This is a genomic window from Janthinobacterium lyxosi, from assembly GCF_051380665.1.
In the GTDB taxonomy this organism is placed as follows: Bacteria; Pseudomonadota; Gammaproteobacteria; order Burkholderiales; family Burkholderiaceae_D; genus Janthinobacterium.
Window position 1 is genome coordinate 128,157 of sequence record NZ_JBNYXM010000011.1, and the last position, 19,366, is coordinate 147,522.

Annotated in this window: 19 protein-coding genes and 1 pseudogene; 13 read left to right on the forward strand and 7 right to left on the reverse strand. The window is 63.8% G+C overall.

Annotation, left to right across the window (positions count from 1 at the left end):
* Positions 1-13: 13 nt before the first annotated feature.
* The 3 genes and pseudogenes from cysC to ACQ4WP_RS13965 all read left to right on the forward strand — a co-directional run.
* A pseudogene (gene cysC / locus ACQ4WP_RS13955) lies at positions 14-523 on the forward strand (adenylyl-sulfate kinase); the annotation flags it as partial.
* 19 nt (positions 524-542) lie between these two features.
* Entirely contained in the window at positions 543-1,247 is a 705-nt protein-coding gene (locus ACQ4WP_RS13960) for a PDC sensor domain-containing protein (RefSeq protein WP_436521509.1), read from the forward strand.
* Complete coding sequence (locus ACQ4WP_RS13965) at positions 1,189-2,028, forward strand: GGDEF domain-containing protein (RefSeq protein WP_436521511.1); 840 nt, start codon at positions 1,189-1,191, stop codon at positions 2,026-2,028. The genes ACQ4WP_RS13960 and ACQ4WP_RS13965 overlap by 59 nt, the downstream gene beginning before the upstream one ends.
* Positions 2,029-2,033: 5 nt before the next feature.
* Here the strand turns inward: ACQ4WP_RS13965 and ACQ4WP_RS13970 are convergent, their stop codons facing one another.
* The 3 genes from ACQ4WP_RS13970 to ACQ4WP_RS13980 form a co-directional block, all read right to left on the reverse strand.
* A complete protein-coding gene (locus tag ACQ4WP_RS13970; RefSeq protein WP_436521513.1) occupies positions 2,034-2,951 on the reverse strand; it encodes a pyridoxal-phosphate dependent enzyme in 918 nt (305 codons plus the stop codon).
* 85 nt (positions 2,952-3,036) lie between these two features.
* A complete protein-coding gene (locus ACQ4WP_RS13975) occupies positions 3,037-3,540 on the reverse strand; it encodes a MarR family winged helix-turn-helix transcriptional regulator (RefSeq protein WP_436521515.1) in 504 nt (167 codons plus the stop codon).
* Between the two features lie 320 nt (positions 3,541-3,860).
* A complete protein-coding gene (locus ACQ4WP_RS13980; protein WP_436521517.1) occupies positions 3,861-4,742 on the reverse strand; it encodes a LysR family transcriptional regulator in 882 nt (293 codons plus the stop codon).
* A 124-nt stretch (positions 4,743-4,866) separates the two neighbouring features.
* Here ACQ4WP_RS13980 and ACQ4WP_RS13985 point away from each other — a divergent pair, with 124 nt between their 5' ends.
* Positions 4,867-5,871, forward strand: a complete 1,005-nt coding sequence (locus ACQ4WP_RS13985; protein WP_436521519.1) for a zinc-dependent alcohol dehydrogenase family protein — start codon at positions 4,867-4,869, stop codon at positions 5,869-5,871.
* 61 nt (positions 5,872-5,932) lie between these two features.
* Here the strand turns inward: ACQ4WP_RS13985 and ACQ4WP_RS13990 are convergent, their stop codons facing one another.
* Positions 5,933-6,694, reverse strand: a complete 762-nt coding sequence (locus tag ACQ4WP_RS13990) for a DeoR/GlpR family DNA-binding transcription regulator (protein WP_436521521.1) — start codon at positions 6,692-6,694, stop codon at positions 5,933-5,935.
* 194 nt (positions 6,695-6,888) lie between these two features.
* Between ACQ4WP_RS13990 and glpD the strand changes: the two genes are divergently transcribed.
* From glpD to glpK, 8 genes are all read left to right on the forward strand, one after another.
* Positions 6,889-8,460, forward strand: coding sequence for a glycerol-3-phosphate dehydrogenase (gene glpD / locus ACQ4WP_RS13995; RefSeq protein WP_436521523.1), 1,572 nt, complete (start codon positions 6,889-6,891; stop codon positions 8,458-8,460).
* An 81-nt stretch (positions 8,461-8,541) separates the two neighbouring features.
* Positions 8,542-9,642: an ABC transporter ATP-binding protein gene (locus tag ACQ4WP_RS14000; RefSeq protein ID WP_436521525.1), complete on the forward strand. Its 1,101-nt coding sequence runs from the start codon at positions 8,542-8,544 to the stop codon at positions 9,640-9,642.
* Between the two features lies 1 nt (position 9,643).
* Positions 9,644-10,744, forward strand: coding sequence for an ABC transporter ATP-binding protein (locus tag ACQ4WP_RS14005; protein WP_436521527.1), 1,101 nt, complete (start codon positions 9,644-9,646; stop codon positions 10,742-10,744).
* Positions 10,744-11,628 carry a carbohydrate ABC transporter permease gene (locus ACQ4WP_RS14010; RefSeq protein ID WP_436521528.1) on the forward strand — a complete coding sequence of 295 codons (885 nt, stop codon included), beginning with the start codon at positions 10,744-10,746 and terminating at the stop codon, positions 11,626-11,628. The genes ACQ4WP_RS14005 and ACQ4WP_RS14010 overlap by 1 nt, the downstream gene beginning before the upstream one ends.
* Positions 11,625-12,431: a carbohydrate ABC transporter permease gene (locus ACQ4WP_RS14015; RefSeq protein WP_436521529.1), complete on the forward strand. Its 807-nt coding sequence runs from the start codon at positions 11,625-11,627 to the stop codon at positions 12,429-12,431. Before ACQ4WP_RS14010 ends, ACQ4WP_RS14015 begins: the two co-directional genes overlap by 4 nt.
* Positions 12,432-12,462: 31 nt before the next feature.
* Positions 12,463-12,738, forward strand: coding sequence for a DUF2160 domain-containing protein (locus tag ACQ4WP_RS14020; RefSeq protein WP_099378823.1), 276 nt, complete (start codon positions 12,463-12,465; stop codon positions 12,736-12,738).
* 63 nt (positions 12,739-12,801) lie between these two features.
* Positions 12,802-14,529, forward strand: a complete 1,728-nt coding sequence (locus tag ACQ4WP_RS14025; RefSeq protein ID WP_436521531.1) for an ABC transporter substrate-binding protein — start codon at positions 12,802-12,804, stop codon at positions 14,527-14,529.
* Positions 14,530-14,606: 77 nt separating this feature from the next.
* On the forward strand, positions 14,607-16,100 hold the full coding sequence (gene glpK / locus ACQ4WP_RS14030) for a glycerol kinase GlpK (RefSeq protein WP_436521533.1): 1,494 nt from the start codon (positions 14,607-14,609) through the stop codon (positions 16,098-16,100).
* Positions 16,101-16,119: 19 nt separating this feature from the next.
* Here glpK and ACQ4WP_RS14035 read toward each other — a convergent pair whose 3' ends face one another.
* Both ACQ4WP_RS14035 and ACQ4WP_RS14040 read right to left on the reverse strand, forming a co-directional pair.
* Entirely contained in the window at positions 16,120-16,680 is a 561-nt protein-coding gene (locus tag ACQ4WP_RS14035) for a YdcF family protein (protein ID WP_436521535.1), read from the reverse strand.
* Positions 16,681-16,734: 54 nt separating this feature from the next.
* Positions 16,735-17,379: a cysteine hydrolase family protein gene (locus ACQ4WP_RS14040; RefSeq protein ID WP_436521537.1), complete on the reverse strand. Its 645-nt coding sequence runs from the start codon at positions 17,377-17,379 to the stop codon at positions 16,735-16,737.
* 141 nt (positions 17,380-17,520) lie between these two features.
* On the opposite strand from ACQ4WP_RS14040, the gene ACQ4WP_RS14045 reads away from it, so the two are divergent.
* Complete coding sequence (locus ACQ4WP_RS14045) at positions 17,521-18,483, forward strand: GlxA family transcriptional regulator (RefSeq protein WP_436521680.1); 963 nt, start codon at positions 17,521-17,523, stop codon at positions 18,481-18,483.
* Here ACQ4WP_RS14045 and ACQ4WP_RS14050 read toward each other — a convergent pair.
* Entirely contained in the window at positions 18,466-19,326 is an 861-nt protein-coding gene (locus ACQ4WP_RS14050; RefSeq protein ID WP_436521539.1) for a tetratricopeptide repeat protein, read from the reverse strand. The two genes, ACQ4WP_RS14045 and ACQ4WP_RS14050, sit on opposite strands and share 18 nt — an antisense overlap.
* Positions 19,327-19,366: the final 40 nt, after the last annotated feature.

Below are 19,366 nucleotides of genomic sequence, written 5' to 3' on the forward strand. Positions count from 1 at the left end.
AGTACAACACCCCACGGTCTGGCTGACGGGCTTGAGCGGCGCCGGCAAGACCAGTATCGCGCTGGCGCTGGCGCAGGCGCTCAAGGCGCAGGGCTGCGCCGTGGCGGTGCTCGACGGCGACCAGCTGCGCCATGGCTTGAACCGCGACCTGGGTTTTACGCCGGAAGACCGGCATGAAAACATCCGTCGCACGGCCGAAGTGGCGTGCCTGATGAACGCGGCGGGCCTGATCGTCATCGCCGCCTTCATTTCGCCGTACCGCGCCGACAGGGCCATGGCCGCCGCCATCATCGGCGCGGATCATTTCATCGAGGTCCATGTCAGCACGCCGCTGGCCGAATGCGAGGTGCGCGATCCCAAGGGTCTGTATGCGAAGGCGCGCGCGGGGCAGCTGGCGCATTTCACAGGCATTTCCGCGCCGTATGAAGCGCCGCTGGCGGCCGCGCTGACCCTGGACACGCGCACGCTGGCGCTGGAAGAATCGGCCGAGCGCCTGTGCCGGCATTTGCAGCAGCGGCTGTGACGGCGTGGTAGCGATGCGTATGACATTACGCAAATTGCTGCGCTGGCGCCTGCCCGCCAGCCTGAAGGCGCGCATGAGCGTGGTCGTCTTCCTGCTCGTGCTGGGCGCGGTCGCCTCGCTGGCGCTGGCCACCCTGGCCGTGGCCGAGCGCGGCATGCGCGACGTGACGGGGCGCCAGCAGTACGTATCGCTGGCCAGTGCCGCCGTCTTCATCGATGAAGAACTCGATGCCAGGCGCAATGTGCTGCGCGCAATGGCAGACAGCCTGGCGGCCGGCGGCGCGCACGACGGCGCCAGCCTGCAGCGCTTCCTGGCCGCGCAGACGGTGCTGGGCGCGGAGTTTTATTCGGCCGGCGTGGTTGGTGTCGACGGGGCCGTGCTGGCCAGCCTGAGTCCGTTCAAGCCGCAGGCGGGGCTGAACCTGAAGGGTCGCCCCTATTTCGAACAGACGCTGGCGACCCGGCGTTCGGTGATTTCCACGCCGCTCAACGGCAGCATTTCGGGCATGCCCATCGTGGTGGTGACGCAGCCCGTGTTCGACGCGCAGGGTGGCGTGCGCTATGTGCTGGCGGCCAGCGTCAACCTGCGCCAGCCCGATTTCCTCGGCCGTCTCGGCTCCCTCAAGCCGGGGCCGGGCGGCTACTTGTACATCATGACATGTACCCGTGGTGATCGTCTACATCGACCGCGGGCACCGCTACCAGTTCATCAACGCCACGTTTGAAAAATGGTTTGGCCGGTCGCGCGAGGAAAGCATGATGCAGTCGATACGCGACGTGCTGGGCGAAGAAGCGTATCAATTGCGCGAAGCCTACCTGCAGCGCGCCTTCGCGGGCGAGGAGGTCGAATATGAATTCACCGTCGACGCCGAGGGGGCGGCGGGCCGGCGCGCCTTCCAGACCAGTTACGTGCCCGATGTGGGCGAGAGCGGCACGGTGGAAGGCGTGTATGGCCTGATCCACGAAATCACCAAGACCAAGGCGGAGCATACGGCGCTGCAGTTTGCCGCCGCCACCGACACGCTGACGGGCATCGCCAACCGCCGCCGCTTCGACGAACAAATGGCGCAAAGCATGCAGCGCACGCGCGCCGCGCGCGCGCCGATGGCGCTGGCCTATCTCGATATCGACCGCTTCAAGGCCATCAACGACAGCCTGGGCCACCATGCCGGTGACGAAGTGCTGAAGGAATTCGCCGCGCGCCTGGCGCGCAGCGTGCGCGCCAGCGACCTGGTGGCGCGCCTGGCCGGCGATGAATTCGTGATCATTCTCGAAGGCGTGAACAGTGCGGCCGAAGTGCGCCAGATCGGCGCGAAGATCATCGACGCCGTCCGCCAGCCCTTCGAGCTGGCCAGCGGCCCGCTGCCGGTGACGACCAGCATCGGCATCGCCATCTTCCGCGAAGGCGCGCTGACGCCGGCACAGTTGCTGGACTTGGCCGACCAGGCCCTGTATGCCGCCAAGGGGCAGGGCCGCGATGGCGTGGCCCTGCTCGAGGCGGCGTAGCGGAGTTACAGGGTGGCGCTCCAGTGGTCGAGCTGCTGTGTGGTGGCCGTGACGCCGCCGCAGACGATGACCAGCACATTGCGGTAGGGCGCCAGTTGCGGCACCTTGCCGTAGACGGCCGCCAGCGCCGCGCCGCAGGCCGGTTCCACCACCAGGCGCTGGTCGATAATGAAACGCTGGCAGGCATCGACGGCGGCCCGGTCCGAGACCACCACGCTGTGCAGCAGGCGCGTCTGGCTGATGGCAAACGCTTGCGCACATACCTGGCGCGCGGCCAGCGAGGTGGCGATGCTGCTCACGGCGGGCAGGGCCACGTGTTCGCGCGCGGCCACGGCGGCTGCCAGCGAGGCCGCGCCTTGCGTCTCCACGGCCACCAGGGCCACGTCGTCCCAGCCGTTGCGCTGCAAGCCTTCGGCCACGCCGGCCAGCAGGCCGCCGCCGCCCACCGACAGCACCACCGCGTCCGGTTTCAGGCCAGCGCGGGCCACTTCGTCGATCATGCCGGCATGGCCCTGCCACAGCAGCGGGTCGTCGAAGGGATGCAGGAAAGCGTCTTGCGGCGTGAGCATGGCTTGCGCCAGCGCGTTGGCTTCTTGCCAGGCGGCGCCGTGCACGATGACTTCGGCGCCTTCCTGCGCGATCAGGGCCCTGGCCCGCGCGCTGGTCGTTTCCGGCACCACGACGATGACGGGAATGCCCAGCTGGCGTCCCGCGTAGGCCACGGCGATGCCGGCATTGCCGCCGGAAGAAGAGATGAAACGGCTGGCGCCGCGCCGCGCGTATTCTTCGCAGGCGAGACCGATGCCGCGGATCTTGAAGGAGCCGGGCGGCTGCAAGGCTTCGAGCTTGAGCCAGATGGCGCGGTCGCTGTGCAAGCTCAGGGCGCGCGAGTTGAGCAAGGGGGTTTCGATGTGCAGGGCCATGCGTGTTCCTGGTAGACAGTCAGGCCAGCATCATAGCCGAAGCGCCCGTGCCACCGTGTCACCCTTGCGGGGAGTATGACTGCCGTTAGTTCAGCGGGGCGCTCTTGAACTGATGCGTGCGCGCCACTTCCTTCATCGCCTCGAGCAAGTCGTCGCGCAGCTGGCGCGGCAGTTTGCCGAAGAATTCCTCGTCGTTCTGGTCGGCCATCTCGGCCAGCACAGGCACCAGCGCTTCGCCTTCCGTGGTCAATTCGATCGAGTGCTGGCGGCGGTCGGCCAGCAGGATCGATTTGCTGACCATGCCCTTGCTTTCCAGGCGGTCGATCAGCTTCGACACGGCGCCCTTGCTCATGCCGGACACTTGCGCCAGCATCGTGGGCGAGGTGCAGCCCAGGCGGAACATTTCGCGCAGCACCACCCATTCGGACACCGTCACACCGTTGGCCTCGGCTTTTTTCTGGAAGCTGTGGGAAACGTGGTTGGACACGAAACGCAGCCAGTAGCCGAGATGGGCTTCCAGCTCGCTGACGGGAACGTTATTGGGATGGGCGGCTTGCGGCGTGGCGGCCGTTTCAAAATTATGGTTCATTTTTCTTCCTTCACTGGGCGGCGTTGCCGGCATGGTTATGGCCTTCACGCTTGCTGTCGAGTGGTTTGTTTGGGAACAATCATCGTGCTTGAGGTGGTTCTAACACTGTTTTCACAGGAAATCACTGACCGGAAAAGAGTTTTTCCTTTTTTTCTTGCTCTGGATAGATAAAAATCAATATCAAGCAAATAATCGTATTGCCGGAGAGGAAGATTAAAAAAATAACTCATGTTGCATCAATGGTAACATGATTTTTGCCGAATTGATAAATATTTCAACTGCGATTGATGTCGAATGGCACATGCCTGTTGCGGCGCCCATCAACTGAACCGTTCCACCAGAAAATCGACAAAGCTGCGCAACTTGGGCGAGCGGTAGCGGTCCGGCAGGTAGACCACGCTCAAGGGGCGGCTGGGCAGTGCATGCGTGGGAAACAGCTGGACCAGGCGGCCCGCCCGCACGTCCGTTTCCAGCAGGAAGGTCGGTTGCAGCACGATGCCCATGCCATGCAATGCGGCAACGCGCAGCGCCTGGCCGTGGTTGACTTGCAGGCGGCCCGAGACGGGCACGCTGCATACGTCGTCCTGGTGGCCTGTCAGGCGCCAGTGCGCCAGGGCGGCGGGCGAAAAGGACAGGCATTCGTGCTGGCTCAGGTCGGCCGGCTGGCGCGGCGTTCCCTTGCGCGCCAGGTAGTCGGGAGAGGCGCAGATCATCAGCCGGTAGGGCGCCAGCGGCCTGGCGATCAGCGATGAATCGGGCAGCTGGCCGATACGGATGGCGGCTTCGAAACCTTCCTCCACCAGGTCGACCACGCGGTCGCTCAGGACCACATCGATGCTCACCTCGGGATAGCGCTCCAGGTATGCGGCCATGGCGGGCATCAGCGCTTCCGCGCCGAAGGTGAGGGGCGCCGTGACGCGCAGCTTGCCGGCGGGCGCCAGTTGCAGGTTTTGCGCCTGGACGTCGGTTTCGGCCACCAGCCTGAGGATTTCCTTGCAGCGCGCATAGTAATCCTCGCCGAAGGCGGTCAGGTGCTGGCGCCGGGTGGTGCGCTGGAGCAGTTGCATGCCCAAGCGTTTTTCCAGCGTCCGCAGGTGGTTGCCGGCCATCGTCGCGGAGATCCCGCAGGCGGCCGCGGCAGCGCTCAGACTGCCTTTCTCAACGGCCTGTACGTACACCTTCATGCTGTCGAGCAAATCCATTGGCAATCCTCAGTGTCAAATCATTGAATCAAACCATAGTTTATCGATTAATGATTTTAAATGACACTGATGTTTTACCCGCCAGCCTGCGGCCATCCTGACACACATCGCCCGAGAACAGACCATGAAAGCCATACAACTGACCGCTCCTTCCCTTACCGCGTTTCGCCCGACCGAGCTGCCCGAGCCGCAGGCCGGCCGGGGCGAGGTGCTGCTGCGCCTGCGCGCCGCCACGCTGAACTTCCTGGATGTGGCCATTGCGACGGGCAACTTTGCCGGCGCGGCCTTTCCGCTGATTCCCGTCGCCGACGGTGCGGGTGAAGTGGCGGCGCTGGGCGAGGGCGTCAGCGGCCTGGCCGTCGGCGACCGCGTCATTCCGCACTTCATGCCGCACTGGCAGGGCGGCGCCATCACGCCGCACAACGTCGGCGCAATGCGCGGCGTCACCTTGCCGGGCTCGCTGGCCGAGTACGTGGCCGTCCCCGCTGCCAGCCTGGTCGCCTTGCCGGCCCACCTTGATTTTGTCCAGGGCGCGGCGCTGCCCATCGCGGCGACGACGGCCTGGAACGCCGTGCGTTCGGCGCAAGTGCGCCCCGGATCGGTAGTGTTGTTGTTGGGAACGGGCGGCGTCAGCCTCTTTGCCTTGCAGTTCGCCAAGGCCTCGGGCGCCACGGTGATTCTGGCGTCGTCCAGCGATGAAAAGCTGGAACGTGCGCGCCAGTTGGGTGCTGATCACCTGATCAACTACCGGGCCACGCCCGCCTGGGACGCCGACGTGCTGAAACTGACCGGTGGGCGTGGCGCGGACCTGGTGGTCGAGACGGTGGGTGGCGCCACCATCGTGCGCTCGCTCAACGCGGCGGCGGTGGGCGGCACGGTCTTCACCGTGGGCTTTGTCGGCGGCACGGCCGCCAGCATCGACTTGCTGCCCGTCATCGTCAAGGCCTTGCGCATCATCGGCAACAACACCGGTTCCGTGGCCGACCTGGCGCAGGCGGCCCAGGCCATCGCCGCGCATGGCATCGTGCCCGTCATCGACCGTGTGTTCAGCATCGACGACACGGCCGAAGCGTATGCGGAGCTGGCTGCCGGCGGACGCCACTTCGGCAAGCTTGCCATCGCGCACTGAGCCGGGGACGCCCTGTCTTGCCCGGTGATGGCGCCCGCCACCAGCCGTGGGACGCTCGTCGTCAGGCGGCCACCACCACCTTCACGCCCGCTTCGCGCAATACTTCGGCAAAGCGGGCCGGCGGCGGCGCATCCGTAAACAGGATGTCGACTTGCGCCAGGTCCGCAAGGCGCACCAGCGCCTTGCGGCCGAATTTATGCTGGTCGGCCACCAGCCACACTTCGCGCGACTGCTCGATGATGGCTTGCGCCACTTTCACTTCGCGCGCATCGAAGTCGCGCAAGCTGCCGTCTTCGTCGATGCTGGAAATGCCGATGATGCCGATATCGACCTTGAACTGGCGGATGAAGTCGATGGTCGCTTCGCCCACGATGCCGCGGTCGCGCCCGCGCACCACGCCGCCGGCCACGATGACTTCGCAGGCGGCGTTGTCGGCCAGGATGGCGGCCACGTTCAGGTTGTTTGTCACCACGTGCAAGCCCGTGTGCTGTCCCAGCGCGCGCGCCACTTCCTCGGTGGTAGTGCCGATATTGATCAGGAGCGAACAGCCATGCGGCACTTGCGCCGCCACGGCGGTGGCGATGCGCCGCTTGGCTTCGCTGTTGAATACCTGGCGCTGGTTGTAATCGATGTTTTCCACGGACGAGGGCAAGCCCACACCACCGTGATAGCGGGCCAGCAGGCGTGCCTCTTCCATCTGCTTGACGTCGCGCCGCACGGTTTGCGGCGTGACGTCGAGTTGCTGGGCCAACTCCTCGACCGATATGGTGACTTTATGGCGCACCACTTCAAGCAAGCGGCGCTGGCGGGGATTCAAATTCATGGGCGTGTCTCTTTAAAATTCCACAAACGAACAAAATCGAACAAATGTGGGTGAAAACATGTTGCTATGAGTTCGATTTATGGCGTAGTCTTATCCATATTGCATTCGTATGACATCCGTATTGATCTTAACCACAGTCGCCGGGTGTGCCTAGTCTTTCTTGACCGCCTGTCCTTGATAACGATGGAGTCCCGATGGCATCAATACAGCAGGGAATCGACGCAGTGCTGGAGTCTGCGATGGCATGCGACCTGCTGGTGGTGGGCGGCGGCATCAATGGCGCAGGCATCGCGCGCGACGCGGCAGGGCGGGGCTTGTCCGTGGTGCTGTGCGAAAAGGACGACCTGGCTGCCCACACCTCGTCGGCGTCCACCAAGCTGATACACGGCGGCCTGCGCTACCTCGAATACTATGAATTCGGCCTCGTGCGCAAGGCGCTGATCGAGCGCGAAGTGCTGCTGCGCTCGGCGCCCCACATCATGTGGCCGCTGCGCTTCGTCATGCCGCACGCGCAGGGCCAGCGCCCGGCCTGGCTGATACGCGCCGGCCTGTTCCTCTACGATATGCTGGCGAAGCGGGAAATCCTGCCTGCCTCGCACGGCATCGACCTTGAGCGCCACGCGGCGGGAAAACCGTTAAAACCCCAGTTTAAGCGGGGCTTCGTATATTCCGACGGCTGGGTCGACGATGCGCGCCTGGTAGTGCTCAATGCCATCGATGCGGCGGACAAGGGCGCGCACGTGCTGACGCAGACGCGCTGCACGGCGCTTGTGCGCGAAGGCGAGGGTAAGGACGCTTTCTGGCTGGCCACCCTGCAGCACGTCGACGGCAGGCAGACGCTGGTGCGGGCGCGCAGCGTCGTCAATGCGGCCGGGCCGTGGACGGCCGAATTCCTGCAACAGGCGGCGCCCGGCGGACAGGGCCGCCATTTGCGCCTGATCAAGGGTAGCCATATCGTCGTCAAGCGCCTGTTCGCGCATGATCATGCGTATATCTTCCAGCATCCGGACGGACGCATCGTGTTTGCCATCCCGTATGAGCACGATTTCACGCTGATCGGCACCACCGATCTCGACTACCACGGCGACCGCGGCAAGGTGGAAATCGATGACGAGGAAATTCGTTACTTGTGCGAGCTTTCCAGTTACTATTTCAGCAAGCCCGTCAATCCAGCCGACGTGGTGTGCACGTATGCGGGCGTGCGCCCGCTGGTGGAAGACGCGTCCGCCGACGCCAAGGCCGTCACGCGCGATTACCGCTTCGAGCTGGACCAGGAAGGGGCGCCGCTGCTGAGTATTTTCGGCGGCAAGATCACCACCTTCCGCAAGCTGGCCGAGGAAGCGCTGGATTTGCTCGCGCCGATTCTTGGCAATACGCGGCCGGCCTGGACGGCCAACGCCTGCCTGCCCGGCGGCGACGTGTTCGGCAGCGCGCCGCAGAACCGGTCCGTGCGCGAATTCGGCCAGTTCGTGCAAGGCTTGCAGCGCGAATATGCGTGGCTGCCGGCGGCGCTGGTGGCGCGCTATGCGCGCGCTTACGGTACGCGCATCCATGTGCTGCTCGACGGGCGGACGGACGTGGCGGCCATGGGCGAGGAAATCGCCGCCGGCCTGTACGCGGCGGAAGTCGCATATGTGCGGCGCCATGAATGGGCCGTCAGCGCAGCCGACATTCTGTGGCGGCGCTCCAAGCTGGGCCTGCACCTGCCGCGCGAGACGGCGGGCAGGCTCGACGCCTGGCTGTTGCAGCACCCGCTGGTGCCGTAAGAAGAACACAGAACACGTTGGCGACCGCGCCCCGCAGAGGGTGCGGCGAAGAATAAGAAACCATCACTGGAGGAGAAGCGCGTGCAACTGGTACTGGACAAGATCAGCAGGAAGCAGGGTGCTGACGACTTTTTATATCCGATGTCGCTGGCGCTGGTGCCGGGTGCCATCAACGTCTTGCTGGGCACCACGCGTGCCGGCAAGACGACCCTGATGCGCGTGATGGCGGGCTTGGACAAGCCCAGCGGGGGCACCGTCATGGCCGATGGCGTGGACGTGACGGGCGTGCCCGTCAGCCGCCGCAACCTGGCCATGGTGTACCAGCAATTCATCAACTATCCGGCCTTCACCGTGTACGACAATATCGCCTCGCCCTTGCGCTTGCGCTTGCGCAAGGTGCCCGAGGAGCAGATCCGCGCGAAAGTGCTGGCGCTGGCCGAGCGCCTGCATATCACGCCGTATCTGCAGCGCACGCCCGGCGAGCTGTCGGGCGGCCAGCAGCAGCGCACGGCGCTGGGACGCGCGCTGATCAAGGATGCGTCCCTGCTGCTGCTCGACGAACCGCTCGTCAATCTCGACTACAAACTGCGCGAGGAATTGCGCCGCGAATTGACGGAACTGTTTTCCAGCGGCAGCACGACGGTCGTGTATGCGACCACGGAACCGCTGGAAGCGCTGCAGCTGGGTGGCCACGTGGCCGTGCTGCACGAGGGACGCTTGCTGCAGCAGGGGCCGACCCTGGACGTCTTCAACGCCCCCAATTCCATCGCCGTGGCGCGCACCTTCAGCGACCCGCCCATCAACCTGATTCCCGCACGCGTGGATGCGCAGGGCGTGGCGCAGGCGGCCGATGGCCTGTCGATACACTTGAGCGGCGAGCAGCGTGCCCGCCTGGGCGACAGCACGGAGGTGATTCTCGGCGTGCGCGCGCACAGCCTGCATCTGTCTCCCCAGTCCGATGGCGACGTGGCCATCGCGGCGCAGGTGGACCTGGCGGAAATCAGCGGCTCGGAAACCTATGTGCATGCGCGCCGCGGCGAGCTGGCCCTGGTGGCGCAGCTCGGCGGCGTGCACAAGCTGGACATCGGCAGCGCCTGCACCGTGTATTGCCAGCCGCATGCCTTGCTGATCTTCGCGGAAGATGGCGGCTTGTTGTTCGCCCCGCAGACAGGGAGCATCTGACATGGCGCGCATCGAACTGGTCGATCTGGCCCACGCCTACAAACTGAACCCGACGGCACCCGCCGACTATGCGCTGCGGCCCATGAGCATGGAATGGCATGATGGCGGCGCGTACGCCTTGCTGGGGCCGTCCGGCTGCGGCAAGACGACCTTGCTCAATATCATCTCCGGCCTGGTGAAACCGTCGCATGGCAAGGTGCTGTTCGACGGCAAGGATGTGACGCAGCTGCCGACTGAGGCGAGGAATATCGCGCAAGTGTTTCAGTTTCCCGTCATCTACGACACCATGACCGTGCACGACAACCTGGCGTTTCCGCTGCGCAATCGCGGCTGGAAAGAGAGCGAGGTGAAAAAGCGCGTGCAGCAGGTGGCGCAGATGCTGGAATTGACGGGCGATTTGAAGCTGCGCGCCAGCGGCTTGTCCGTGGACGCCAAGCAAAAGATTTCGCTGGGCCGCGGCCTCGTGCGTCCCGACGTGGCGGCCGTGCTGTTCGACGAACCGCTGACGGTGATCGACCCGCATTTGAAATGGCTGCTGCGCAGAAAGTTGAAGGAAATCCACCACGAACTCAAATTGTCCCTGATCTACGTCACGCACGACCAGGTGGAAGCGCTGACCTTTGCCGACCAGGTGGTAGTCATGACGCAGGGCGAAGTGGTGCAGACGGGCAGCGCGCAAGCGCTGTTCGAGGAACCCGAGCACACGTTTGTCGGCTATTTCATCGGCAATCCGGGCATGAACTTGCTCGATTGCACCTTGGACGATGGCGGCTTGCGCGTGGCGGGACAGGCGCTGGCCGTGTCCGCCGCCGCCCGCGCGGCGCTTTCCGGCGCGCAAGGGAAAATCACGCTCGGTGTGCGGCCGGAATTCGTCGAATGCCGCAAGGCTGGCAAGGGCGGCGAGGGTAGCGACCACTGTCTGGATGCCACTGTCACGGCCGTGCGCAACATGGGCACGCATTACCTGGCGGAATTCCAGCTGGGCGGCGCCACGGTGGCGGCCAAGCTGCGCGCCATCGATGCGGTGGCGGGGGATGCTATGCGGCTGCGCTTTCCGCCGCAACGTACCTTGTTCTATGTCAACGATAAGCGGGTGGCCTGATGATACATAACGGTAAAACCGATAACAACCGCCGCGCCTGGCTTTTGATCTTGCCCGTGCTGCTGTGCGTGGCCTTTTCCGCCATCCTGCCCCTGATGACAGTGGTGAACTATTCCGTGCAGGATATCTTGAGCCCCACGCAAAAGGTGTTTGTGGGCACGGAGTGGTTCCGCATGGTCATGCTCGACGGCGACTTGCACAGCGCCTTGCTGCGCCAGCTGCTGTTTTCCGGCTCCGTGCTGGCGATCCAGATTCCGCTGGGCATCCTTATCGCCCTGTGCATGCCGGCCGATGGCTGGAAGGCGTCGCTGGCGCTGGTGCTGATCGCGCTGCCCTTGCTGATACCCTGGAACGTGGTGGGCACCATCTGGCAAATCTTTGGCCGCGGCGACATCGGCCTGATGGGCTATACCCTGAATCAATTGGGTTTTGATTACAACTACAACGGCAATTCGCTCGACGCCTGGCTGATGGTGATGGTGATGGATATCTGGCACTGGACGCCGCTGGTGGTGCTGCTGTGCTATGCGGGCTTGCGCGCCATTCCCGACGCGTATTACCAGGCGGCGCGCATCGACGGCGCTTCGCGCCTGGCCGTGTTCCGCTACATCCAGCTGCCAAAACTGCGCAATGTGCTGATGATCGCCGTGCTGCTGCGCTTCATGGATAGTTTCATGATCTACACGGAACCGTTCGTGCTGACGGGCGGCGGTCCCGGCAATGCCACCACATTCCTGTCGCAATACCTGACGCAAAAGGCCGTGGGCCAGTTCGACCTGGGACCGGCTTCCGCGTTTTCCCTGATTTACTTCCTCATCATCCTGCTGTTCTGCTTTGTGCTGTACACGTGGATGCAGCGCGTCGGCACGGGAGACCAGAAATGATGCACAAGAAAATGAGCAGTGCCATCCTCGTCGTCTTTTTGCTGGCGTCCCTGTTACCCATTTACTGGATGCTCAACATGTCGCTCAAGACCAACGAGGAAATCGTCGGCGTGCTGAGCCTGTGGCCCGAGCACCTGACGTTCGCCAACTACCACACGATCTTTACGGACCCATCGTGGTACAGCGGCTACATCAATTCCATGATTTACGTGGCCTTGAACATGGTGATGTCGGTCACGGTGGCGTTGCCGGCCGCGTATGCCTTTTCGCGCTACAACTTCGTGGGCGACAAGCATCTGTTCTTCTGGCTGCTGACCAACCGCATGACGCCGCCCGCCGTGTTCCTCGTGCCCTTCTTCCAGCTGTATTCGACGGTGGGCCTGATGGATACGCACCTGGCCGTGGCGTTGGCGCACATGGTCTTCAACGTGCCGCTGGCCGTGTGGATACTGGAAGGCTTCATGTCCGGCGTGCCCAAGGAAATCGACGAGACGGCGTATATCGACGGCTACAGCTTCCCGCGCTTCTTCATCCGCATTTTCTTGCCAATGATCAAGTCAGGCGTGGGCGTGACGGCCTTCTTCTGTTTCATGTTCAGCTGGGTGGAGCTGCTGCTGGCGCGCACCTTGACGTCCGTCAATGCCAAGCCGATTGCCGCCACCATGACGCGCACCGTGTCGGCGGCGGGCATGGACTGGGGCGTACTGGCGGCCGCAGGCGTGCTGACCATCGTGCCCGGCGCGCTGGTGATCTGGTTCGTGCGGCATTACATTGCCAAGGGTTTCGCGATGGGGAGGGTGTGACATGGAAAATACAAGCGATAGCACTGCCAGCCTGTTCGGCTGGATGGCCTGGACGCCGGAAGTGGCCATCTTCTTCATTTGCATCGGCTTGATGCTGGCTGGCATGACGGTGTGGCAAATCCGTTCGCCCAGCATCGAGCGCAAGGGTTTTTTGCCCATGCCGACCACGCGCGGCGACCGTCTGTTCATCGGCTTGCTTACGGCGGCCTATGTGAATCTGGCGTGGGCGGGGTTCACGGAAATGCAGCAGGCCATCGGGGCCGGCATCAGTTTTGTAGTGTTGTTGGTGGTAATGCGTTGGGGATAAGTCGTAGATGAAAACACTGGCCCGTTACCGCAGGCCAGATGACAACTAAAAAGGAGATTCACGATGAAATTGAAGTTCACGGTCTTCGCGGCTGCGGCCATGCTCGTGTCGAATGCGGCCCTGGCGGACGCCAGGCAGGCGCAAACCTGGATCGACAAGGAATTCCAGCCATCCAGCCTGAGCAAGCAGCAACAGCTTGCTGAAATGAAATGGTTCATCGATGCGGCGGCCAAGTTGAAAGCCAAGGGCATCAAGGAAATTTCCGTGGTCTCGGAAACCATCGACACCCACGTCTACGAATCGAAGACCCTGGCCAAGGCCTTCGAGGAAATCACGGGCATCAAGGTGCGCCACGACATCATCCAGGAAGGCGACGTGGTGGAAAAGCTGCAAACGTCGATGCAGTCCGGCAAGAGCATCTATGACGGCTGGATTTCCGATTCCGACCTGATCGGCACGCACTACCGCTATGGCGCCGTCGAGCCGCTGTCCGACTACATGGCCGCCAAGGGCAAGGAATTCACGAATCCAGGCCTGGACCTGAAAGATTTCATCGGCATCAGTTTTACGACGGCGCCCGATGGCAAGGTCTACCAATTGCCCGACCAGCAATTCGCCAACCTGTACTGGTTCCGCGCCGACTGGTTCGCGCGCAAGGATTTGCAAGCCAAGTTCAAGGCCAAGTATGGTTACGAGCTGGGCGTGCCGCAAAACTGGTCCGCGTATGAAGACATCGCCGATTTCTTTACGAATGACGTGAAGGAGCTGGACGGCAAGAAAGTCTATGGCCACATGGATTACGGCAAGAAAGATCCGTCGCTGGGCTGGCGCTTCACCGATGCCTGGCTGTCGATGGCTGGCGCGGCCGACAAGGGCATTCCGAACGGCATGCCCGTCGACGAGTGGGGCATCAAGGTAGCGGCCGACAAGTGCACGCCCGTGGGCGCCTCGATGTCGCGCGGCGGCGCCACCAATTCGCCGGCGGCCGTGTTTGCACTGACGAAATACATCGACTGGATGAAGAAATACGCGCCGCCGCAGGCGAACGGCATGAATTTCTCGGAATCGGGGCCCGTGCCGGCGCAGGGCGAAATCGCCCAGCAAATCTTTTGGTACACGGCATTTACGGCCGGCATGACAAAACCGGGTTTGCCGGTGGTCAACAAGGACGGCACGCCGAAATGGCGCATGGCGCCGTCGCCGCACGGCCCGTACTGGAAAGAGGGCATGCAGAATGGCTACCAGGACGTGGGCTCGTGGTTCCTGTTCAAGTCCACGCCGGATGACCGCAAGGCTGCCGCCTGGCTGTACGCGCAATTCGTCACCTCGAAAACCGTGTCGCTGAAGAAATCCATCGTCGGCCTGACCTTCATCCGCGATTCCGATATCCGCCACGATTACTTCACCAAACACGCGAACGAATACGGCGGCTTGATCGAGTTCTACCGCAGCCCCGCTCGCGTGGCGTGGACGCCAACGGGCAACAATGTGCCCGACTATCCGAAGCTGGCGCAACTGTGGTGGAAAAACGTGGCCACGGCCATTACGGCGGAAAAAACGCCGCAAGCCGCCATGGATAACCTGGCCGAGGAAATGGACCAGGTCATGGCGCGCCTGCAGCGGGCCGGCATGAAGGCGTGCGCGCCCAAGCTCAATGCCAAGGGCGACCCGAACCAGTATCTGTCGGACCAGCACGCTCCCTGGAAAAAGCTGGCGAATGAAAAGCCGAAGGGTGAAACGATTGCCTACGATAAATTATTGCAGGCTTGGAAAGAAGGCAAGGTAAGGTAAACTGCCGCCGCTGTCCTGAGGGCACGGAGCTGTACGGCTCCGTGCCTGTTTTTACCCGATTTCCGCACCACCAGACCATGACCAAATACATACTTGCTTTAGACCAGGGCACCACCAGTTCGCGCGCCATCCTGTTCGATCATGCGGGCCGGCCGCACGCCAGCGCGCAGCGCGAATTTCGCCAGATTTTTCCCCAGCCGGGCTGGGTCGAGCATGACGCGGGCGAAATCTGGGCTTCGCAAGAGGGCGTGCTGCAGCAGGTGCTGCGCGATAGCGGTGTTTCGGCTTCGGACGTGGCCGCCATCGGCGTGACCAACCAGCGCGAAACGACGGTGCTGTGGGACCGCGCCACGGGCGAGCCTGTCGCCAACGCCATCGTCTGGCAAGACCGGCGCAACGCAGCTTACTGCGAGCAACTGGTCGAGCAGGGCAAGGCGGACCTCATCCAGCAAAAGACGGGTCTCGTGCTGGACGCCTATTTTTCCGCCACCAAATTGAAATGGCTGCTCGACAACGTTCCTGGCGCCCGCGTGCGCGCCGAGCGGGGCGAGCTGGCCTTCGGCACCATCGACAGCTGGCTGATCTACAAGATGAGCGGCGCCCACTTGACGGACACGAGCAACGCGGCGCGCACCATGCTGTTCAATATCCACACCCTGCAGTGGGACACGGACCTGCTGGCGCTGCTCGACATTCCCGCCTCCCTGCTGCCCGACGTCGTGCCATCGAGCGGCGTGGCCGCCCACACGCATGCGGCACTGCTGGGTGTCTCCGTGCCGATCGCCGGCATCGCGGGCGACCAGCAGGCCGCCACCTTTGGCCAGGCCTGTTTGAAACCGGGCATGGCGAAGAATACCTACGGCACGGGCTGCTTCATGCTGATGAACGTGGGCAAGCGCCCCCTGCCGTCGAAAAACCGGCTCTTGACGACGGTGGGCTGGAGCCTGGGACCGGGTACAGATAAAACTGATTATTTGCTCGAAGGCAGCGCCTTTATCGCGGGCGCGGCCGTGCAATGGATGCGCGACGGCATCGGCATCATCCGCGACGCGTCCGAAGTGGAAGCGCTGGCCACCAGCGTGCCCGATTCGGGCGGCCTGGTCTTCGTGCCCGCGTTCGCGGGCCTCGGCGCGCCATACTGGGATCCGTACGCGCGCGGCACCCTGATCGGCATCACGCGCGGCACGGGCAAGGCGCACATCGCGCGCGCGGCGTTGGAGGGCGTGGCCTACCAGAACGTGGACGTCTTGTCCGCCATGCAGGATGACGCGGGCATTGCGCTATCCGAATTGCGCGTGGACGGCGGCGCGGCGCGCAACGACATGCTGATGCAGTTCCAGGCCGACATTCTGAACGTGCCCGTGGTGCGCCCCGTGGTGACGGAAACGACCGCCCTGGGCGCCGCCTACCTGGCGGGCCTGGCCGTGGGTTTCTGGGAATCGCAGGAAGAAATCGCCGCCCAATGGCAGGTGGGGCGGCGTTTCGAGCCGGCCATGGCGGCCGACGAGCGGCTGGCGCGCCTGCACAAATGGCAGCGGGCAGTGGAGCGCTCGCGCGACTGGAGCGAGTGAGTCGGGCAATAAGCCGCGATCAGGGCCGCGCGAAGTATACGGCGTAGCCCACGGTTTCGCGCGGCACCGAATACAGGTCGCGCAGTTCAAAATACGGCGCATGCACCTGGCCGCTGACTTCGATGCCGGCCCGCGCCAAAGCCAGCCGGAAGCGGGGTACGTGAAAATATTGCGTGGCGACCATGGCTGTCTTCCAGCCGTGCGCGCGCATGAGAAACGCCGCGTTGCGGGCCGTGGCATCCGTGGTCCAGCCTTGATTATCCTCAATGATGGCGCTGGCCGGCACGCCGCGCGACTGCAGATAGCGGGCCATCGATGCGGCCTCGTCAAAACCTTCCTTGCCCGTCGCCCCGCTGACGAGGATGCGCGGCGCGCGGTGCGCCTGGAACTGCTTGAGCGCCACGTCGAGCCGCGCCTGTAAGCGGGGGCTGGGCGTGCCGTCGGGTAGGATCGTGTTGCCGGGCACGACGATCACATCGGCGGGGGCTTCCTTGTCGTTGAGTCCTGCCAGCACCAGCGCTGTCGTGGCCAGCAGGAACATACCAACGGCGCTTGAACCCAGCACAGTTATTTTTCGCATCGTTCATCATCGAGTAGGGAATGGACGCATGATACCCGTCCATTCCTGCTCGCGTCAGTTCGCCTGCGCTTGTCGCGCACGCTGGTTCGACAGATAAATATTGTCCTTTTCCAGCGGCTTGCCTTCGCGCACGGCATCGAGCCACGCCTGCGTGCTGGCGACGGCGGCGAAATTCGAGTGAAACACGGCGCTGAAGACGCGGTGTATTTCCTCGGCGCTGGCCGTGCCGCCCGCATTGGCGTAGGGCAGGGTGCCGGTAGCATCTTGCAGGAATTCGACTTGCAAGCCGTCGTGCGCGGCGTGGTAGATGGTGGCGGCGTCGCAGTTGTGCGTCATGTAACCAATCACCGTCAGGGTATCGATGCCGTGGCTGTCCAGCCAGGCGCGCAAATCCGTGCCTGCAAACGCGCTGCCCATGCTCTTGTTGATGCGGTGGTCGGCGGCGAAAGCGGCCACTTGCGGATGCAGTTGCCAGCCGTCGCTGCCCTTGGCAAAGATGGGCGAGGCTTCCGGCGCATCGTGCTGGACGACAATGACGGGCACGCCGGCAGCGCGGGCGGCAGCCATGGCGGTGACGATATTCGGCAGCGAGATGTCGACGGATGGATATTCGATGGGCATGTCGCCCGTAAAGTATTCATTTTGTACATCGATGACGAGCAGGGCGCGGCGCGGGGTGGTGGATATTTCGGTGGACATGGGTTCTCCTGAACGGTTGAAAGAGGAAGGAATTCCTCGATGCAGTCATTCTCGGCCCGTGCGGCGCAAACAAAAAGTGGCCCGAAGGCCTATCTGCGATAAAATCGGGCCATGCCTACTATTCCTGCATCTACCTCCCCCTTGAGCGTGGCCGTGATCGCCTTCGACGGCATGACGCCTTTCCACTTGTCCGTGCCTTGCCTCGTGTTTGGCGCCCAGACGGACGAGGCCGATCTACCGCCTTTTCACGTGCGCGTGTGCGCGGCCGATCCCGTGCCCCTGCGCACGGCGGCCGGCTTTTGCATCACGCCCGAGTTCGGACTGGAAGGGCTGGAGGGGGCCGATATCGTCATCATGCCGGCCTGGCACGACGATTGCCGCGACGCAGCGCAGCCACTGATCGAGGCGCTGCAGGTTGCCAGCCGGCGCGGTGCGCGCATGGTGGGCCTGTGCCTGGGCGCGTTTCCCCTGGCGCAGGCGGGCTTGCTGGATGGCAAGCGCGCGGCCACGCACTGGGGCATGGCGGACCGGCTGGCGGCCCGCTATCCCAAGGTCAAGGTGGACCGGGAAGTGCTGTACGTGGACGATGGCGCCGTGCTGACGTCGGCCGGCGTGGCGGCCGGCCTCGATTGCTGTTTGTATCTGCTGCGCCAGCTGGCCGGCGCCGAGGTGGCCAACCGGGTGGCGCGCCGCCTGCTGGTGGCGCCGCACCGCCAGGGCGGACAGGCGCAGTTCATCGAGCGCCCGCTGCCCGTGTCCGGCAGCGAAGGGCGCTTTGCCGACGTGCTGGCTGGCGTGACGGCCAACCTTGGCCTAGCGCACAGCATCGATGCGCTGGCCGAACAGGCCGCCATGAGCCGGCGCAATTTTACGCGCCACTTCCGCCAAGCCACGGGCACGTCGTTTAAACAATGGCTGCTGAACCAGCGCCTGGCGCATGCGCAAGGTTTGCTGGAGAAGAGCGCGGCCTCGATCGACGTCGTGGCGCAAGAGGCGGGCTTCGGCACGGCGCTGTCGCTGCGCCAGCATTTCCGGGCGAACTTGCAGACGTCGCCCTCGGCGTACCGCAAGTTGTTCCGCCAGCAGCTAGGCCAGGTCGCTTGACCATAGCCTTGCTGGATCGCGGCTGCCCTGGGCTAGCCTGGCGCTGACGGCGATTTGCCGCGCAATGAAGGCGGCCGGTTCGAAGGCGTAGCGTTCCTGGAACGAGACGGTTTCCGCGCTCATCAGTTCGGCATACGTCTGCATCAGGTTCGAGGCGGAAACATGGTTGCCTTGCTCCAGATAGGTGGCTATGGCGGCCAGCAGCACGGGGTAGTCGGCATTTTCCTTGCTGCCGCCAAAGTTGAACGACAACTGCTTGCAGGCGCGCCAGATGGGGTCAAGTTCCCCCTCCGGCACCGCCTGCGTGCGCAGCCATTGCAATGCCTTGCATGGCGGGCCGCCAAAGGACGGTGGCGATATGATTGCCTGGATGGCCACCTTGACGGCTGCATCGATTCTTCCTGCGCGCACATACTGGCCATGCAGCAGCACCAGGGCGTCCGTATATTCGGGAACGATGGCCAGTGCCGCTTCCAGCAGGGCGATGGCCGCCGCCGGGTTTTGCTGCGCAATGAATTCCTTGGCCGCCAGGCAGGCGGCGCGCGGCGAAGCGGGATCGTCGGCCAGCGATGGCGTGCCGACATACTCGTCCTCCGCGGCTGCGTAGGCTTGCAGGAACGCCGCCAGGCTGGAGAAGTGTGGCTGGATGCGCCATTCGTCGTGCCAGGTTTCGACGACGATCGGTTCGAACGCTTCGCGGCCGATGGGCCAGTACAGGCCGAAGGTGTCGCCATTACCCAGCGCGCCCTCGAAGAAGGGGCTGAAGCCGAGCGGTGGGTAGGGCGTGTCGTGCCGCCAGTCCTGGTCTGTCGAGATGTGTGCGAGGCTTGCGGGTAATTGCATGGGGCACCGGAAGAGAAAACGCCAGTGTAGAACAAGAGGA

What these genes read in the sequence shown, in the direction of transcription:
- ACQ4WP_RS13975 (WP_436521515.1), bottom strand. Translation starts at nt 3,540, where the DNA reads ATGAACCATAATTTTGAAACGGCCGCCACGCCGCAAGCCGCCCATCCC.
- ACQ4WP_RS14015 (WP_436521529.1), top strand. Translation starts at nt 11,625, where the DNA reads ATGATGCACAAGAAAATGAGCAGTGCCATCCTCGTCGTCTTTTTGCTG.
- glpD (WP_436521523.1), top strand. Translation starts at nt 6,889, where the DNA reads ATGGCATCAATACAGCAGGGAATCGACGCAGTGCTGGAGTCTGCGATG.
- ACQ4WP_RS13985 (WP_436521519.1), top strand. Translation starts at nt 4,867, where the DNA reads ATGAAAGCCATACAACTGACCGCTCCTTCCCTTACCGCGTTTCGCCCG.
- ACQ4WP_RS14040 (WP_436521537.1), bottom strand. Translation starts at nt 17,379, where the DNA reads ATGTCCACCGAAATATCCACCACCCCGCGCCGCGCCCTGCTCGTCATC.
- ACQ4WP_RS14005 (WP_436521527.1), top strand. Translation starts at nt 9,644, where the DNA reads ATGGCGCGCATCGAACTGGTCGATCTGGCCCACGCCTACAAACTGAAC.
- ACQ4WP_RS14025 (WP_436521531.1), top strand. Translation starts at nt 12,802, where the DNA reads ATGAAATTGAAGTTCACGGTCTTCGCGGCTGCGGCCATGCTCGTGTCG.
- ACQ4WP_RS13980 (WP_436521517.1), bottom strand. Translation starts at nt 4,742, where the DNA reads ATGGATTTGCTCGACAGCATGAAGGTGTACGTACAGGCCGTTGAGAAA.
- ACQ4WP_RS14050 (WP_436521539.1), bottom strand. Translation starts at nt 19,326, where the DNA reads ATGCAATTACCCGCAAGCCTCGCACACATCTCGACAGACCAGGACTGG.
- ACQ4WP_RS14035 (WP_436521535.1), bottom strand. Translation starts at nt 16,680, where the DNA reads ATGCGAAAAATAACTGTGCTGGGTTCAAGCGCCGTTGGTATGTTCCTG.
- ACQ4WP_RS14010 (WP_436521528.1), top strand. Translation starts at nt 10,744, where the DNA reads ATGATACATAACGGTAAAACCGATAACAACCGCCGCGCCTGGCTTTTG.
- ACQ4WP_RS13990 (WP_436521521.1), bottom strand. Translation starts at nt 6,694, where the DNA reads ATGAATTTGAATCCCCGCCAGCGCCGCTTGCTTGAAGTGGTGCGCCAT.
- glpK (WP_436521533.1), top strand. Translation starts at nt 14,607, where the DNA reads ATGACCAAATACATACTTGCTTTAGACCAGGGCACCACCAGTTCGCGC.
- ACQ4WP_RS13960 (WP_436521509.1), top strand. Translation starts at nt 543, where the DNA reads ATGACATTACGCAAATTGCTGCGCTGGCGCCTGCCCGCCAGCCTGAAG.
- ACQ4WP_RS13970 (WP_436521513.1), bottom strand. Translation starts at nt 2,951, where the DNA reads ATGGCCCTGCACATCGAAACCCCCTTGCTCAACTCGCGCGCCCTGAGC.